Origin of the sequence: Nocardioides antri (assembly GCF_008373765.1) — a bacterium.
Classification (GTDB): Bacteria; Actinomycetota; Actinomycetes; order Propionibacteriales; family Nocardioidaceae; genus Nocardioides; species Nocardioides antri.
Genome location: NZ_VUJW01000001.1, coordinates 138924 through 154903, shown reverse-complemented (window position 1 = coordinate 154903; position 15980 = coordinate 138924). Strand labels below are relative to the sequence as shown.

Below are 15980 nucleotides of genomic sequence, written 5' to 3'. Positions count from 1 at the left end.
CTCTCTCCGCCTCGTTGCGCGTCAAGACAGACGCGCGGCCAGCGTCCCCTCCCGGTCCAGCGCCGACAGGATCCGCAGCCCGGCGTCCGGTCCCCAGGCCCTTCCATAGGCGACGGCACGGTTGACGTCGACGACCGGGCTCGGCCGGATCGTGGTCAGCACGTCGTACAGCTGAGCGATCCGAGTCCAGTCCGTCTCCGCGAACGAGCGTCGGTGGGCGTGGCACGCCGCGATGCTGGCCTGGATCACATACGGCCCGACCGGTCGCCCCAGCCGCTCAGCGCGGTCGAGCGCCGCCAAGCCGCGCTGAATCAAGTCGTGGTCCCACTTGCTTCGATCCTGTGACTCCAAGAGCACGGCGCGGCCGTGCTCGTCCCTCCGCGCAGGCATCCGCGATGCCTGGAGCTCGAGCAGCGCCTGCAGCCCATGCGCCTCAGGCTCGTGGGGGGCCTGCTCTGCGAGCATGCGGGCCAGTCGGATGGCCTCCCGGCACAGGTCCGGACGGAACCAGCCCTCCCCCGCGGTCGCCGTGTATCCCTCGTTGAAGATCAGGGAGACGACCGCCATGACGTCGGCGATCCGGTCCTGTCGCTCCCGACCCTGGGGTGACTCGAGTGTCGCGCCGGATTCTTGAAGCGTGCGCTTGGCGCGAGAGATGCGCTGCCCCACCGCCGCTTCCTTTGCCAGGAATGCGCGCGCGATCTCCGGCACCGTGAGGCCACCCACCAGCCGGAGGGTCAGCACGGCGCGGGTATCGGGGGCGAGGGTCGGATGGCACGTCAGGAACATGAGTCGAAGCACGTCGTCCTCGATCTGGTCCACGGCATCGGCGAGGTCAGGAGCGTCGGCCTCCGCAAGCTGATGACGAGCGGCCTCGGAAGTGCGGCGGGATGTCTCGACGCGGCGGAAGTAGTCGACGGCTCGGCGTCTCGCCACTGCGGACAACCAGGCCGCTGGCCGACTGGGCAACCCGTCCTTCGGCCACTGCTCCAGCGCTGCCACCAGTGCGTCCTGGGCGAACTCCTCTGCGAGCCCTAGGTCGTGAGTCATCCGCATCAGCGTCGCCACGAGGCGGGCCGACTCGGCTCGCCACACCTCGGCCACCGCGTCGGCGGTGGTCCCAGACCCCATGGATCTCAGCGTAGGTCCCTCGCCTGTCGTTCCACTTCGTGATCACGGTGCCGCGGGAGGTGCCTGGTCGGATCCAGCGATGCCTCGGACCTCAACCGACCCCTCCCATCCCGGCCAGAACTCCTGGTGCAGCTCGATCACCCGTCGAGCCGCCTCGACCGCCTCCTCCTTCGTCGACGTCTCGAGGATGGAGTAGCCGCCCACGACCTCCTTCGCTTCGGCGAAGGGACCGTCCGTCACCGTGACGCGGCCCGCGCTGAGCCGGATCTCGGTTGCCGCGGAGACCGGAGACAGGCCACCGGCATCGACCATGAGGCCAGAAGCGAAGGCTTCGCCCATCTCACGACCCATGGCCTCAGAGAGCTCCGCAGGCGGCGCCCCCACCTCCGGGCCCATTTTCACCAGAACCATGTGGCGCATGACTCCTCCTTCCTCTGACGTCCTGGAGCGCCCTGCCGGTGGCGCGCCGCCGCACCACTCCACCGCACCGCGACTCGTGGAGTGAACGATTCGACCCCCACCGAATCACTGGGATCGTTCATCGCGATGGTGTGCCCGACGCGAGATCAGAGTCCCGGTCGGTCCGGTCGAGGGGAGAGTAGATCGGACACCAGATCGCGTCCTGTCGTCCCAGGACCAGATTGGGCACTGCCAGGATCTCGCACCCCGCGTAACCGCGCGCCGCGGCGAGCAGCATCGACAGCCCGACGAAGACGTACAGCGAGCCCCCGTCGACCGGGCTGACGAAGGTCAGCGCGGTGCCGAGGCCCAGCACGGCGGCGATGACAAACGCGGAGGCCACGATCTGCACCCCCGACCAGGCCGAGCGGGCTCGGGTTCTCAGGGAGGGGTCGGCGATGATTCGGTTCACGATCACGGCGGCCGCGACTGCTACTCCGGGCAGGACGAAGACCGCGACGAGCAGGTCCCACCAGGTCAGTTCTGCGTAGACGACACCGAGCACCAGGAATGCCACGCCTCCGATCACGCGGGCAACGGTGCCGACGGGCCCGATGGTGCGGCCGTTGGTCATCGAAGTGCTCCTTCCGATTCGGTGGAGGGTCGGCCCGATCGGCGTACGACGAGCGACCTCACGGACCATAGACCTTCGAGCGGGGTTCAAGGTCAAGGGCGTCGCTGCCTCCCGGGCGTCACAAATCGCACCGTCATCTCGTCGAACTGTGAAGAGTGGATGCGTCCGAAGGAGCGAGGGACGATGGCTGAGCCACCCAGGTCCGAAGCCCGCGGCCGGGACCCGAACCTGAACGCCCTCACGAGTGAGCGGCGCCAGCTGATCAACCTGGCCTACCGGCTACTCGGCTCCTTGGCCGACGCCGAGGATGTCGTGCAGGAGACCTACGCTCGCTGGTTCGCGATGTCGCACCAACAGCAGATGGCCATCAAGTCGCCCGGTGCTTGGCTGACAACGGTCGCCAGCCGCATCTGCCTCGACCAGCTCCGTTCGGCTAGGGCACGCCGCGAAAGCTATGTGGGCGAGTGGATACCAGAACCTCTGCCCGGCGGCACGGAATGGCTGGACGGACGTTCCGGGGACGCCGCGGTCGATCCACCCGACCCCGCTGATCGAGTCACCCTCGATGAATCCATCAGCATGGCGTTCCTGGTCGTGCTCGAGTCGATGACCCCAGCAGAGCGCGTGGCGTTCATCCTTCACGATGTCTTTCGCTATTCCTTCGCAGAGGTGGCTGAGGTCGTGGGACGCACCCCGGCTGCCTCTCGCCAGCTGGCCGCCTCCGCCCGTCGTCGCCTTCGGTCGTCGGAGGCCCGCCCCACTCCCACCGCCCTGCGCACCGAGCTCGTCCGGGGGTTCAAGGACGCGTGGGAAGCCAGGGACATCGAGGCCATCGTCGGTCTCCTCGACCCTGATGCCACCTCGCGAGCCGACGGCGGAGGACTGGCCAGCGTCGCCTACCAGGTTGTCGAGGGTGCGGACCTCGTCGCCCGCAGCTTGGTCGGGGTCGCCGACAAGGCACCTGGCTTGGTGGTGCTCGAGCGGACAGTGAACGGACAACCCGGTCTCATCGCACAGCACGATGGCATCACCGTCGCGGTGCTGGCGTTCGACTTCGCCGAGGAGCGCATCAAGCACATCTGGACCGTCCGCAACCCGGAGAAGCTTCTTCAGTGGACCGAGCGCTGAGTCCACGTGATTCGGTCGAGAACGAATGATGTCGCCGGGTCGCACGATCCCTAGGCTCGGTGGAGTGATGCGGTTCAAGCTGAGTGTGGATCTGCTGGGCAACACCAGGTTCGGGTACTCCCCGCTGGCCGAGGTGGCGTCCAGCGTCCGGCTGCTCGGATCGCCGCAGATCGGCCACATCCACCAGCCCTGGCTTCGCGAGGTCCGGTCGAGTCTTGCCGACATCGATCTTGCCCTGCTGTGCGGAGTCGCTCCGCCGGGGCGCTGGGCACCGAGCTTCCTGTTCACTCCGTCGTCCAGCCCGCAGACCACGATCGAGGACCAGCTCCGGGGGCTCGGCGAGCTGTCTCCAGAGCTCATACGCGACGAGCTCACCACCGTCTGGTCGGGCCGGGACGTACCGCGTTGTGTGCAGGACCTCGTGGCCGCCGGCCAGTCAGGCACCCGACGGCTGGTCGACCTCATCTGGGAGTACTGGCAGATCGCGATCGAGCCCTACTGGCCCAGGATGTGCGCCGTACTGGAAGACGAGGTGGCCTACCGAGCGTCCCAGACGCTGGCGGGTGGCCTGTTCGCGCTCCTCGCCGATCTGCACCCCGAGGTGTCGCTGGACGCGGGCACGCTGAACATCGACAAGCCACACCACGTTGACGCCACCTACGTCGGCGCCGAGCTGACGCTGATCCCGTCGGTTTTCGTGTGGCCCAACCTCATTGTCGACCACGAGCGCGACGGAACCTTCTCGCTCACCTACGCGGCCCGGGGCGTGGGCCGGGTCTGGGAGGGCATCTCCTGCCCCGCGCGGCAGGAGGACGGGCTCAGCGCCTTGCTCGGCCGAACCCGGGCGACCATCCTGGCTCGGCTGACGGTGCCCCTGTCCACGACCCAGCTGGCGCGCGAACTGGGCCTGAGCCCAGGCAGCGTGAGCCAGCATCTGTCCATCCTTCGTGACAGCGGCATGGCGGTCAGCTGGCGATCCGGGCGCAGCGTCCTCTATCACCAGACCCCCCTGGCCGAGTCCCTGATCGCAGCGAACAGCATGCAGGTGACCGGACAAGGATCGGCTTAGCCCACGAGAGGAGTCAGAAGGATGGATCCACTGCCGGTTGCATGTGACTTGACACCGGACGATGGTCAGGAGCGCCTGCGCCGATGGCAGCGACTCGTCCAGCTCGGACGTGCCACGGCAGCACTCCAGGGCGAGCTCCTGGCGGTCCGCTTTCACGCCGAGCCAGGCGTGAAGGAGGAGCTGGAAGCGCTGGCCGCGGCCGAACGACGCTGCTGCTCGTACCTCACCTGGACCGTCGCGTCGCAAGCAGACTCAGTCACCCTGCTGGTGACAGCTGACTCCGCCCGGCCGGAGGACGTCGCACACATCGCCACCCTGTTCGGAGCGTAAGGAGGGAAGGTGGAGCTCGCTGGCACGCACGTGCGCCTCGTCGAGGTCACCCAGGCCCACGTCGTCCCACTACGTCGGATCGTGTGCACGCCCGAGGTCGCGCTTCGCTGGGGAGTCCGCGAGCCACCACCGGACTGGCCGTACGACGATGCTTCCGTCACCCCCTTCGCGATCCTGGTCGACGGCGCTGTGGCCGGGATGATCCAGTACGGCGAAGAAGACGACCCCATGTACCGCCACGCCTCGATCGACATCTTCCTCGACCCTGAGTTCCACGGTGACGGCCTGGGGCGTGACGCCGTACGCACGCTCAGCAGGTACCTGTTCCGCGTACGGGACCATCACCGGATCGTCATCGACCCAGCGGCCGACAACTTGCCCGCCATTCGTTGCTATACCGCCGTGGGATTTCGCCCCGTCGGTGTGATGCGGCGTTATGAACGCAATGCCCATGAGGACGGGTGGCACGACGGTCTCCTGATGGACCTCTTGGCTGAAGAGCTGCCGGACTACTGAGCTGGGGGTCTTCGCCGGCCCCAGCACTTGACCTTCTAGCGAGGTTGAAGGCCTACGGTCCGACGTATGGCCTCGACCGAACCTGTGCGCGTCGAGCTGTGGTTCGACAGCGACTGCCCGAACGCCGCGATCGTGCGCGAACGGTTGGAGGAATGTCTGCCTGCCCTTCGCGCGCGATGGACGTTGCAGGAGTTCAGGGATGCGGGGAGGTTGTCGCCGACAGTCCTGGTCGACGGCGTGGACGTGGCACAGGGAGCGAGCCTCTCCGCCGTGGGATGTCGGGTGGACCTCGTGACAGTGGAGCAGATCAGGCAAGCACTCCACGAGGCGGAGGAGAGGCGACGGAGCAATGACTGACCGAGCGCGTACTCCCCGCGGCGTCGTCAGCGACGTAACCGTGCGACAGACCTGCTCGACCTCTGTCCGGGCGACGCACACGGGCATCCGCTTTGCGGACGGGGCGAGCCACCTGCCGTGAGCTGGTCCACCTCTTGAGCTCGACGCCCCATCAACGCACTGGAAGGAAGACGCAAATGTCGCGAGCACCTCCTCCCAACAGCAAGGCGGAGGCTGCTGCGGCGCTGACGCCCGTCGCTCGGGAGCTCCACCTCGCCGTGCTGAAGTCGTTTGCCGCTTCAGGGGCGCCACCTTCGCGTGCCCAGCTCGAGCGTTTCCCCGTCGAGAACAGGAAGGCCCTCTCGACCGCGTTCGCCGAGCTCGTGGATCGCGATCTGGTGGCGGTGGACGATCACGGGGAGATACGGGCGGCGTACCCGTTCTCTGCACGGCCCACGGCGATCCTGGTCCAGCCCAGCCAGGGTCCGGCAGTCCATGCCTGCTGCGCCATCGACGCGCTGGGAATGTCGGCCATGTCCGGGCCAGTCCGTGACCATCCGGGCTTCCGACCCACTCATCGGCGCAGGATCCGACGCCTGTATGCGTCGGCTGGCAGACTCACGGCATGGTGAGCAGCGCGGCGAGCCGTCGCAACGAGCGTGCGGAGCAGGCCGCCCAGGTCTTCGGCGAGGAGGCGGATGCTGCGTTGGATGCACTCGAACTCCTCGACCTCGCATGGCACGACTGCTACGGGGAGTCGACACCGCCTCAGCAGGTCGTCGAGGATGTGTGGGTCGTTGCCGACGCCAACCTTGCGAGGTTCGTCTCCGCGGCACGCCTCGCCGTCACCGACTTTCGAGACCTGCGGCTGAGCGCTGATGCCCTTCGTCAGGGTTCATGAACCGGGCCGACCTGAACCGTCCGCTCCGGCCTTGTTCATCAGCGTCTCGTCTGCGCCCCGAGGGATGTTCCCTCGAGCAAGCAGGTAGGTCTCTCCCTGGTTCAGGAAGAGGCAGACGACGCGGGAGCTCGTGCCACCTGGCGGCAGGACATGGTCGCTTTCCGCGGCGACTTGTCCATAGTCACTTCGAGTTAATTGTCTAGACCAAGCGTGCGATGCGGTTGTGATTGCTGTCGTGGTGCGATCCAAGCAAAGTCGCTCGGGCGTTCATCACTGAACGGAAGGCACGACGGTGCTCCAGCTACGAGGAACGGCAAGGCGCGGCGGCGCTGTTATGACAGCGGCCGTAATGACTTTTGGATTGAGCAGCGTCGGGGTGGCCCCAGCCACCGCGGCGCATGGCACCGTCGACCGGGCAGCTTCCGGGGTGACGGCGAATGGTCTTGTGACACTGGAGCCGACGCCGGAGTGCCAGGAGACCCTGACGTTCGGGATGTGCGAGAGAGAAGTGGCTGCGGTCGCGGTTCCGGGCGTCGTGTCGACCGGGGTCCTCAAGCTCCGCACAGAGGGGACCCACCAGCCCCTGAAGGCGGACAGCACGGCCTCAGTGGCTGAGGTCGTCGCGCTGCCGGGCGCCGGCGCGGACCCGGCGGCGCTCACGGCGAACCTGGTCACGAGCTCGTGCACTGCCACCGAGGAGGGAATAGTCGGTGACACCGTCATCGCGGACATCGACATCCTCGGCGTCGAACCGACGGAGAACGAGCTGACGGATCCTGACCCCAACTTCGTCGTGGTCGACAACCCGCTCCTGTTCATCATTCTCAACGAGCAGGTCAATGCCGCGGGCGATCCGTTCGCCGAGGGTGACGACCAGATCGTTGTCAACGCGATCCGAATCGTGGCCCTCCCGGGGACCGAGCTGGAGCAGGAGATCATCATCTCGCAGTCCCAGTGCTCCATCCACGCCGCCGACGCGCCGCCTCCGACCGGGAACGGCTACCTGGAGATCTGCAAGAAGGCCGACAACAGCGCCGGCAGGGTGACCGGCAAGTTCCGGTTCCGCTTCGCCGGGCGTGGAGTCACGGTCCCTGTGGGTCAGTGCTCCGGGCCGATCAGGGTCCCGGCCGGCCGCCTGTTGGTCAAGGAGGTGCGGAAGGACGGCGTGCGGATGAGCGGTTGCGCCACCATGCCCACCCCTCGACTGCTGCGCTGCACTCCGGCGCAGCGGGAAGCCGTCGTGCGGATCGTTGAAGGTGGCGTCCGGAAGGAGACGGTGCTGACCGTCACCAACAGGCAGGTCGTCCTCGGCGACAACACCGGCGCTATCAAGGTGTGCAAGGTCGCCGGCAACGGTGTCCAGGTCGGCACGAGGTTCCGCTTCTCCGTGGGGAACAAGGACCGAACGGTTCCGGCCGGCCCGGCTAACCAGGGTGGGTACTGCAAGATCGTCCGCGGGTTCGCCCGGGGCAGCACGGTCAAGGTGACGGAGAGGGCGCGTGCCGGTACGCACGTCTCGCAACTCACGGTCCGTCCCGTGGATCGCAAGCTCTCGACCAACAAGGCGAAGCGCACCGCCACTGTGAGAGTAGGAAAGGGATTCACCGTGGTGAGCTTCACCAACGCCCGCAACTGACCCCTCCACAGCCGGCCCCAGCCCGTCGGGCTGGGGCCGACTCGTATTTCCCCGATGTAGAGGGGGCACGGGCAGCCGCGCCGGCTTGCGTTTGGCTCCAACCTGGGCCAGGCACAACGACACGGGGCCGGCGGCGGTCCGGAGTCCGCTCCTCCCGCAGCGGACGCTCCACCCGTCTGGCGCACTACCCGCTGTCATCGCCGTACAGAGGGTCGACCGCGTGCCCCCAACGTCCGTCGACCCGAAGTCCAGAAGCGTCCCCACGTCGTTCCTTCGTGCCGCCCCTGCGCGGGAGGTCCCGGGCGTGAGCTCCAGATGCCCACCATGGCCGCTCGATCAGCATCAGCGGGGCTGACGGCACATCTGTCGGGAACCATCATGGAATGTGGAAGTGCGTGGCGGTCGCCGCCCTCGCGACCTTCACCGTTCGGCTGCTCTTTCTAGGATTCCCGGTGATGGCCGACGAGGCCGGTTTGCTCATGGTCGCTTCGCAATGGCAGCCGGGATCCAGCCTGTACGGCGACTACTGGGTGGACCGGCCACCGGGACTGATCGCCATCTTCGTCGTTGCCGACGCGCTCGGTGGGACGGTGGCGTTGCGCGTGATCGGGGCGCTCGCGGCAGCGACCGCGGTCGTGGCCGGCGCCTGGCTGGGCGCCCGCACCGCGCCGCGCCGCGGTGAAGCGCCCTTCGCGTGCGCACTCGTCGTGGCGGCGTTGGTGTCGAGTCCCTTGCTCGACGTGGACGAGATCGGCGCCGAGATCCTGGCATTGCCGCTGCTTCTCGCCGGTCTGGCTCTCGTGGTGGTCGCAGCGACGGGATCAGGAAACCCGACTTGGCCTGTCGTCGCTGCGGGCGCCGCAGGAACGGCTGCGGTCTTCATCAAGCAGAACCTGATCGAGGTGTGGCTGGCCGTGGCCGTCGTGGCTGCTGCGCTTGTGGTGAAGGGCGAGGTACGGCGGGCGGCCCTGTATCTGGTGTGGTTCATGTGCGGCGGCCTCGTGGTGGCAGCCGCCCTGCTCACGTTGGCCTGGGCGCGGGGGACATCGCTCGCCGACCTGTGGGATGCGAACGTGATCTTCCGGATCGACGCCGGTGCCGTCATCGCAGAGGAGGCGACCGAGGCGAACCTGGAACGCGCGCGCAGGCTCGCGTTGGCCTGGGTGGCGACGGGGATGCCTGTACTACTGATCCTCCTCACCCGACTGCAGTGGCGCCGGCCGCCTGACAACGAAGGGCCGGGGGGTCCGATCGACTCCGCGCTGGCGTGGGCAAGCGTGGTGCTGCTCGGTTGGGAGGCTTTCGCCGTCGCCTCCGGTGGCAGCTATTGGTTGCACTACCTCCTTCTTCCCGTTCCCGGGCTGACTCTCCTCGTGGCGGTGAGCATGCGGCAGCACCGGCCACGTCGCTCTGGCGCCGCTGAGGACCGCACCTTCCCTCGTTGGGTCTTCGCACCGATCGTGGCGTCGACGATGGTCGGACTGGTCGTCGTGCTGGCCGAACCGTCAGAGCGGCCGGCCGAGGACCGCGCCGTCATCGACTATCTCCAGGAGAATCGGGAGCAGGGGCGGACCGCGGTCGTTGCCTTCGGCAATCCGGCCGTGCTCTGGGCGGCGGACATGCGCAGTCCCTATGAGCACCTGTGGAGTCTCCCGGTGCGCGTGCGCGATCCCGAGCTCCGCGGACTGATCCGAGTGCTGCGTAGCCCGGACCGCCCGCAGTGGGTCATTCGGGTGGGCGACAGCCTGGCGACCTGGGGCGTCGACGCCGATCGAGCGGACCGCGTCCTCGATCGCCACTACCGACCGGTGTACGCCAACGACCAGTACACCGTTCTTGCAAGAATGCGGGGCTGAGGTGACCGACGTGGCCTGGGTCGCGGATGTCGTAGCGTCGGAGCAAGCAGACGAGGAGCTGGTGCCGCGTGGCTTCGTGCCGAACCAGGGTTGCCATCTCCGGTTCGTTGCTCGCCGCGGCCACCGCACCCTGGCCGGCATGGAATGCCTCCGCCGGCTGCGTCGCACCGTATCTCCAGGTCGACGGAACAAGTGAGCCGCAGCCCATCGTGTCTCGAGGTGCGACCGTCACTGTGGTGGGCAGAGCCTTCGTGGACGGTTGCGATGACACGGACGGCTCCTCGAGCACCCTGGGGTGCTCGACGCCGGATGACGAAGTCGAGACTCCCCACGAAGACATCGGGCTGAGGGTGACGCAGGGCGCCCGGCGATGGGAACTGGGACGTGAAGATGCCGGCACTGCCGACAACAATCAGCTAGGTCACGTCTCGTGGACAGTCACGATCCCCGATGACCTCAACCCTGGCCGCGCCACACTCGAGGCCGACAACAGCGATCCTTTGCGGATCGTCGTCCGGTAGTCCGCGGACCCACGAGTCTCCCGCGCGTCCGAGCCGCTGATCGGACGGCGGTCAAAGCCCTCGCATGGTGAACAGGTTGGTCCCTTGCACCACGTGCGCTTCCTTGCGGTCCGTCTCGGTGAACCCGACCTTGGCCAGCACGCGGCGAGAAGCGGTGTTCCAATCCCAAACCGTGGCCCACAGCCGCGTGTGCCCGGATGACCTTGAGCGGCTCAGAGGGTCGCTAGGTAGAACGAAAGGACGAACCCGGCCGTCGTGCTGAGTGCGACCGTCGGTCCCCCCTGTTCGTAGGCTTCAGGCATGAGCGTGTCGGCCAAGGACGCGAGGACTGCTCCGGCCGCGAACGCAAGCGGGAGGGACAACGTCTCCGCTTGGGCACTCGATAGGGGACCTGCGCCGACAAGGACCGCGAACGTGAGGAGGACGGCGCACACGGTCCATGTGCCGAGGATGAACCTCTGACTGCGCCCTTGGGTGCGCATGGATGCACTACCGACGAGCGCCTCGGGGAAGTTGGAGACGACGATCGCGGCGAGCAACGCAAGTCCCCCGGTGCCTTCCCCGAGTGACACCCCGAGAGCTACGTTCTCCGGGACACCGTCGAGCGTCACTGCGGCCAGCAGGGCCAGTCCTGCGCCCCCACTGATCGACGCGGCCGACGGAGCACGGTCATCAGCGGCGGCATCAGGATCGAGCTTCTCGCTGCCGTCATCCTCCTCCCCGTCGTCTCCTTCGGCCGCTCGGTCGAGTAGATGGCTGATGAACGTGAACACAGTCGCGCCGCCGATGAGTCCCAGAGCGGCTCGCCACAGGCCGCCCTGCTCATAGGAATCCTCGAAGAGCTCGAAAGCCAATGCTGTGATGAGAGCGCCCGACGCGAACGCGAGCATCGCTGCCAGCAATCTCTTGGGCAACTTCACTCGTCCGCCCGCGAAGGCGCCCATCACCAGCGCACTCGACGCGACCACACCGAACAGCAAGGCTTGAGTCATACCAGGCTCGTACCCACCCCCTGCCCACGCATGACCCAGCACGCTGACCAATCGCACCGAGTTCCCACCGCACGCACCTGAGCCCGAGCGAGTCGAGACCTCAGCCGGCCACCTCAGGGCGGGCGCTATGGACGTCCCCGTGCGGAAGTTGGACTCTGATGAGCAGGCCGCCCTCCTCGCGCGGGGAGGCGGTCACCGACCCGCCGTGGGATTGGACGACGGACTTCACGATGGAGAGGCCCAGTCCCTGGCTGGAGCCCGTCCGTTCGCGTGCCAGACGCACGAAGGGCTCGAACATGCGAGCCAGGTCGTGCTCCCGCACCGTCTGGCCGGTGTTCCTGATCTCGAACCCCACGTGCTCGCGATCATCGAAGGTCGAGACCCACAGGTGGCCGCCCAGCGGGTGGTTGTGCCGCACGGCGTTCTGGACCAGGTTGAGGACCATCTGCTCAAGGAGGTCGACGTCGCCCACGACCTCGACGGAGTGGAGGTCCTGGTGAACGTTCAGGTCCCGCTCACGAATCTCGTCCGTGCAGGCCGAAATCGAGTTCTCGATCAGAACGGAGAGATCGGCGGAATGCCATTCCGTCACGGCGTTCTCGCTACGGGCCAGGGTGAGCAGCTTGCCGACAAGCATCTCGCTGCGTGCGTTCGTCTCGAGCAGAGTCTTGCCGACCTGCTTGAGGTCGTCGGATGCTTCGGGGTCCGACAGCGCGACCTCGAGCAGAGTCCGGGTCACCGCCAAGGGAGTGCGCAGCTCGTGCGAGGCGTTCCCGACGAAGTGGTGTTGACCGCTGAACGAACGATCCAGCCGGGCCAGCATGTCGTCGAAAGTGTCGGCGAGCTCCTTGATCTCGTCAGCCGGGCCGTCGAGGTCGATACGCTCGTGAAGGCTGCGTTCAGCGACGCGACGTGCTGTTGCGGTGATGTGGCTGAGCGGTCGCAAAGCCCGCCCGGCGACCACGTAGCCCAGTACCCCTGCCGACAGTCCGACCACGCCGAGGGCGATCAGGGACTGCACGAGGAAAGAGTCCAAGGTGGCGTCTCGTCGACGCTGCTCGGCCGCCTCGATTCGTTGGATGACCTCCTCGTCCAGAGGTTCCAACTCTGTGGATTCCCGTTGCGGATCCTGCGGCGGATCCTGCAGCACCGTTCCCGGGCTCATCCCGGTCGCCTCGAAAGCCACGCTCGGCTGGCGATCCAGCTCCAGGGCCACGATGCCGTACATGACCGCGACGAGGATCCCGCCGCCGAGGAAGAACGCAAGGCCGTAGAGCGCCGTGAGACGGGCACGCAGGGGCATGCGGCCGAGACGACCGAGGACCTTCATGGCAACCGGTACCCAACCCCGTGGACGGTTTCGATCAAGGGCGGGTTACCGAGCTTGCGCCGCAGCGTCATGACCGTGACTCGAACCACGGTCGTGAACGGATCCGTGTGCTCGTCCCAGACCTTCTCCAGAAGTTGCTCGGCCGAGACCACGTTGCCGTCCGCCCTGAGGAGCTCCTCCAACACACCGAACTCCTTGCGCGACAGCTCCACCGGTGAGCCAGCGCGAGTGACCTCTCGGCGGTTCGGGTCGCATCGGACGTCGCGCCGCTCGAGCACCGGCGGGACCGGAGGAGAGCTTCGTCGGGCCAGCGCCCGAACTCGCGCCACGAGCTCCGCGAAGGCGAAGGGCTTTGGCAGATAGTCGTCGGCCCCGAGGGCGAGTCCTGCGACCCGGTGCCGAACCTCGCCGGCGGCGGTGAGCATCAGCACGCGAGCGGAGGCCTCACCCTCGACCAGTCGGGAACAGACGTCGTCACCATGGAGTCCGGGCAGGTCTCGATCGAGCACCACGACGTCGTAGTCGTTGATCCCAACGCGTTCCACCGCTTCCAGTCCATCGAAGGCCACGTCGACAGCCATGGCCTCACGGCGAAGGCCTCTGGCGATGGCCTCGGCCAGCACCCGCTCGTCTTCGACCACCAGCACTCGCATCAGACCTCCTCGGAGTTGGGGGCGACAGGGCCACGCGCACATTGTCGATCCGGAAATGTGTGATCCGCGTGAGGCCCCGGGCGTCGGTCAGCGGCCCGAATGCCGATTCTCCTCCGAGGCCGACCTCACACGCCACGTCAGTCAGCCCGCTCGGAGTCCTCACAGCCGCTTTACGCGCTCTCGGTTGAGATGAGCCGTCCGGGAGCCAAGCAGCGCTCCCCCGAGAAGGAGGAACAACTGATGGTGACGCGATTGAGGCTCTTGGGCAGCCTGTTTGTGGTGGTGACTGCACTGTCGTTCAGCGCCTGTGGCGCGAGTGATGGCGGCAAGGGAGAGCCCGGCGCCGGCGACCCAGCGCAGGACCCGGACGCCGCGGCGCTGGCCTGGGCCAAGTGCATGAGGGAGAACGGGGTGGACATCCCCGATCCGAAGCCGGCCGACGACGGCAAGGGCGGCGACGTGGGCCTCGCTCCCGGACTGGGTGGCCCGATGCCCGGTGTCGACGCGGAAGCGTTCGCTGCGGCGAAGGAGGCGTGCGCTGAGCACGCGGAGGGCATGGGCGGCGTGGATGGTGGCGGATTCACCGAGGAGGACAAGCAGCGGATGGTCGACTTCGCCCGCTGCATGCGCGAACACGGGGTTGACATGCCTGATCCGGACTTCGACGGCGGTGACGGCGAGATGGGCGTCGAGATCGACCCGAACGACTCTGACTTCGAGGCCGCGCAGGAGGCGTGCCGGGAGTTCTCGTTCGAGGAAACCCAGTGAAGAGGCACACTCGCTGGCTGGGCACCGCATTTTCTGTGGCGGCCATCTCGGGCGTCGGGATTGCCTATGCAGTCGGACAGGACAGCTCCGGTCAGGCGAAGGCTTCGCCCACCGGTGGCACGGCAACCGCTCCGGTCGAGCGGGGCGACCTGGTGATGACCGAGACCCTCGACGGCACCTTGGGATACGCCGATCAGCGGCCGATCACCGGCAAGGTGGCCGGGACGATCACCGGACTCCCCGCCAAGGGTGCCGTGGTGCGCCGCGGTCAGGGTTTGTACGCCGTCGACGGCCAGTCGATCTTCCTGATGTACGGCAAGGTGCCGGCCTATCGCACCATCACCGTGGGCAGCGAAGGGGACGACGTCCTGCAGCTGGAGCGCAACCTGCGGGCCATGGGATACGGCGAGGATCTCGAAGTCGACCAGACGTACACCAGCTACACAGCTTCCGCGGTGCGCGACTGGCAGGAGGACGAGGGCCTGAGCGAAACCGGCGAGATCACCTGGGGCTCGGTCGTGTTCGAGCCCGGTCCGGTGCGCGTCGCCGATCACGAGACCACCGTGGGCTCAGGAACCGGGCCCGGGCAGCCGGTCATCACCGCTAGCGGACTGGGGCGGGTGGTCAACGTGGACCTCCCGGTGGAGCAGCGATCCCTCGCCCGGAAGTCGGCCGAGGTGCAGGTCACCCTGCCGGACGGGCAGACGGCCGCCGGACGGGTGACCTCGGTGGGCAACGTCGCGAAGACCAGCGGAGGGGAACAGGGGGAAGAGGAGGAGACCACCATCGAGGTGAACATCGACCTGGTCGAACCCGGTGCTGCCGGGAATCTCGACGCCGCGCCAGTGGACGTCACCTTCCAGAGTGAGCGACGCAAGGACGTGCTCTCGGTGCCCGTCAACGGACTGATGGCGCTACCGGAGGGCGGATACGCCGTGGTGGTCGTCGAGAACGGCGCCTCCCGTACGGTGAAGGTCGAGCTGGGGGTCTTCGCCGCTGGGCGGGTCGAGGTCACGGGCCCTGGGTTGCAGGCGGGTATGGACGTCGAGGTGCCCGCGTCATGAGTGCCGTTCTCGAGCTCCACGAGGTATCGCGCCACTACCCCGGCGAACCACCGGTCAGAGCCCTGCAGTCGGTCTCCCTGTCCGTCGAGTACGGCGAGATGCTGGCCATCGTCGGCCCCTCCGGGTCCGGGAAGTCGACACTGCTTCACGTGGTCGGCACCCTGGACCGTCCCACCTCCGGGACTGTGAAGGTCGACGGGCACGATGTGTCCCGGCTGAGCGACCGAGCATTGTCAGCGCTGAGGGCCCGCCGCATCGGGTTCGTCTTCCAACAGTTTCACCTCGCAGTCGGGACGACCGCCGTGGACAACGTCGCAGACGGGCTGCTCTACACAGGTGCGACCCTGGCCGAGCGACGCTCGCAGGCCACGGCAGCCCTCGGCCGAGTGGGACTGGGCCACCGCCTCGACCACCGTCCGCACGAGCTCTCCGGAGGAGAGCGGCAACGCGTCGCCATCGCCCGCGCGGTAGTCGGCAACCCGCCCCTGCTGCTGGCCGACGAACCAACCGGCAACCTGGACAGCATTGCCGGCGCGGGCATCGAGTCGCTGCTGAAGGAGCTGAACGAGACCGGAACGACGGTGGTCGTGATCACGCACGACCGCGAGCTGGCCGCCACCCTTCCCCGCCAGATCATCATGCACGACGGACAAGTCCGCGACGACGCCACGGAGGCGGCATGAGGCAGGTCAAGACCCACGAGCTGCGACCGGCTC

18 protein-coding genes are annotated in these 15980 nt (G+C 67.4%); 12 read left to right on the top strand and 6 right to left on the bottom strand.

Going from position 1 to position 15980, the window contains the following annotated elements; translation table 11 throughout:
• Nucleotides 1-21: 21 nt before the first annotated feature.
• The 3 genes from F0U47_RS00745 to F0U47_RS00735 form a co-directional block, all read right to left on the bottom strand.
• Nucleotides 22-1104 (bottom strand): RNA polymerase sigma factor, encoded by a 1083-nt coding sequence (locus F0U47_RS00745; RefSeq protein WP_246159350.1) that lies wholly within the window; start codon nucleotides 1102-1104, stop codon nucleotides 22-24.
• Between the two features lie 69 nt (nucleotides 1105-1173).
• Nucleotides 1174-1542, bottom strand: coding sequence for a YciI family protein (locus F0U47_RS00740; protein WP_188111113.1), 369 nt, complete (start codon nucleotides 1540-1542; stop codon nucleotides 1174-1176).
• Nucleotides 1543-1669: 127 nt separating this feature from the next.
• Nucleotides 1670-2164 carry a DUF6410 domain-containing protein gene (locus F0U47_RS00735; protein ID WP_149748403.1) on the bottom strand — a complete coding sequence of 165 codons (495 nt, stop codon included), beginning with the start codon at nucleotides 2162-2164 and terminating at the stop codon, nucleotides 1670-1672.
• 183 nt (nucleotides 2165-2347) lie between these two features.
• Between F0U47_RS00735 and sigJ the strand changes: the two genes are divergently transcribed.
• The 9 genes from sigJ to F0U47_RS00685 all read left to right on the top strand — a co-directional run bounded on the left by sigJ (nucleotide 2348) and on the right by F0U47_RS00685 (nucleotide 10457).
• Entirely contained in the window at nucleotides 2348-3292 is a 945-nt protein-coding gene (gene sigJ / locus F0U47_RS00730) for an RNA polymerase sigma factor SigJ (protein ID WP_149748402.1), read from the top strand.
• Nucleotides 3293-3359: 67 nt separating this feature from the next.
• Nucleotides 3360-4361, top strand: a complete 1002-nt coding sequence (locus F0U47_RS00725; protein ID WP_188111112.1) for an ArsR/SmtB family transcription factor — start codon at nucleotides 3360-3362, stop codon at nucleotides 4359-4361.
• A 21-nt stretch (nucleotides 4362-4382) separates the two neighbouring features.
• On the top strand, nucleotides 4383-4691 hold the full coding sequence (locus F0U47_RS00720; protein ID WP_149748400.1) for a hypothetical protein: 309 nt from the start codon (nucleotides 4383-4385) through the stop codon (nucleotides 4689-4691).
• A 9-nt stretch (nucleotides 4692-4700) separates the two neighbouring features.
• A complete protein-coding gene (locus F0U47_RS00715) occupies nucleotides 4701-5207 on the top strand; it encodes a GNAT family N-acetyltransferase (RefSeq protein ID WP_246159349.1) in 507 nt (168 codons plus the stop codon).
• A gap of 66 nt (nucleotides 5208-5273) precedes the next feature.
• Nucleotides 5274-5564, top strand: a complete 291-nt coding sequence (locus F0U47_RS00710) for an alkylmercury lyase (protein ID WP_149748399.1) — start codon at nucleotides 5274-5276, stop codon at nucleotides 5562-5564.
• 604 nt (nucleotides 5565-6168) lie between these two features.
• On the top strand, nucleotides 6169-6444 hold the full coding sequence (locus tag F0U47_RS00700; protein WP_149748397.1) for a hypothetical protein: 276 nt from the start codon (nucleotides 6169-6171) through the stop codon (nucleotides 6442-6444).
• A 292-nt stretch (nucleotides 6445-6736) separates the two neighbouring features.
• Nucleotides 6737-8080: a hypothetical protein gene (locus tag F0U47_RS00695; protein WP_149748396.1), complete on the top strand. Its 1344-nt coding sequence runs from the start codon at nucleotides 6737-6739 to the stop codon at nucleotides 8078-8080.
• Nucleotides 8081-8475: 395 nt separating this feature from the next.
• Nucleotides 8476-9936, top strand: coding sequence for a hypothetical protein (locus tag F0U47_RS00690; RefSeq protein WP_149748395.1), 1461 nt, complete (start codon nucleotides 8476-8478; stop codon nucleotides 9934-9936).
• Nucleotides 9937-10172: 236 nt separating this feature from the next.
• Nucleotides 10173-10457 (top strand): hypothetical protein, encoded by a 285-nt coding sequence (locus tag F0U47_RS00685; RefSeq protein ID WP_149748394.1) that lies wholly within the window; start codon nucleotides 10173-10175, stop codon nucleotides 10455-10457.
• Nucleotides 10458-10669: 212 nt separating this feature from the next.
• Here F0U47_RS00685 and F0U47_RS00675 read toward each other — a convergent pair whose 3' ends face one another.
• The 3 genes from F0U47_RS00675 to F0U47_RS00665 all read right to left on the bottom strand — a co-directional run bounded on the left by F0U47_RS00675 (nucleotide 10670) and on the right by F0U47_RS00665 (nucleotide 13432).
• On the bottom strand, nucleotides 10670-11449 hold the full coding sequence (locus F0U47_RS00675) for a ZIP family metal transporter (RefSeq protein ID WP_149748393.1): 780 nt from the start codon (nucleotides 11447-11449) through the stop codon (nucleotides 10670-10672).
• Between the two features lie 100 nt (nucleotides 11450-11549).
• A complete protein-coding gene (locus F0U47_RS00670) occupies nucleotides 11550-12779 on the bottom strand; it encodes a sensor histidine kinase (protein WP_149748392.1) in 1230 nt (409 codons plus the stop codon).
• Complete coding sequence (locus tag F0U47_RS00665; protein WP_149748391.1) at nucleotides 12776-13432, bottom strand: response regulator transcription factor; 657 nt, start codon at nucleotides 13430-13432, stop codon at nucleotides 12776-12778. The genes F0U47_RS00670 and F0U47_RS00665 overlap by 4 nt, the downstream gene beginning before the upstream one ends.
• A 240-nt stretch (nucleotides 13433-13672) precedes the next feature.
• On the opposite strand from F0U47_RS00665, the gene F0U47_RS00660 reads away from it, so the two are divergent.
• From F0U47_RS00660 to F0U47_RS00650, 3 genes are read left to right on the top strand one after another with little or no spacing between them, the layout of a single operon-like run.
• Nucleotides 13673-14200 (top strand): hypothetical protein, encoded by a 528-nt coding sequence (locus F0U47_RS00660; RefSeq protein WP_149748390.1) that lies wholly within the window; start codon nucleotides 13673-13675, stop codon nucleotides 14198-14200.
• 35 nt (nucleotides 14201-14235) lie between these two features.
• On the top strand, nucleotides 14236-15264 hold the full coding sequence (locus tag F0U47_RS00655) for a peptidoglycan-binding protein (protein ID WP_149748389.1): 1029 nt from the start codon (nucleotides 14236-14238) through the stop codon (nucleotides 15262-15264).
• Entirely contained in the window at nucleotides 15261-15947 is a 687-nt protein-coding gene (locus tag F0U47_RS00650; protein WP_149748388.1) for an ABC transporter ATP-binding protein, read from the top strand. Before F0U47_RS00655 ends, F0U47_RS00650 begins: the two co-directional genes overlap by 4 nt.
• Nucleotides 15948-15980: the final 33 nt, after the last annotated feature.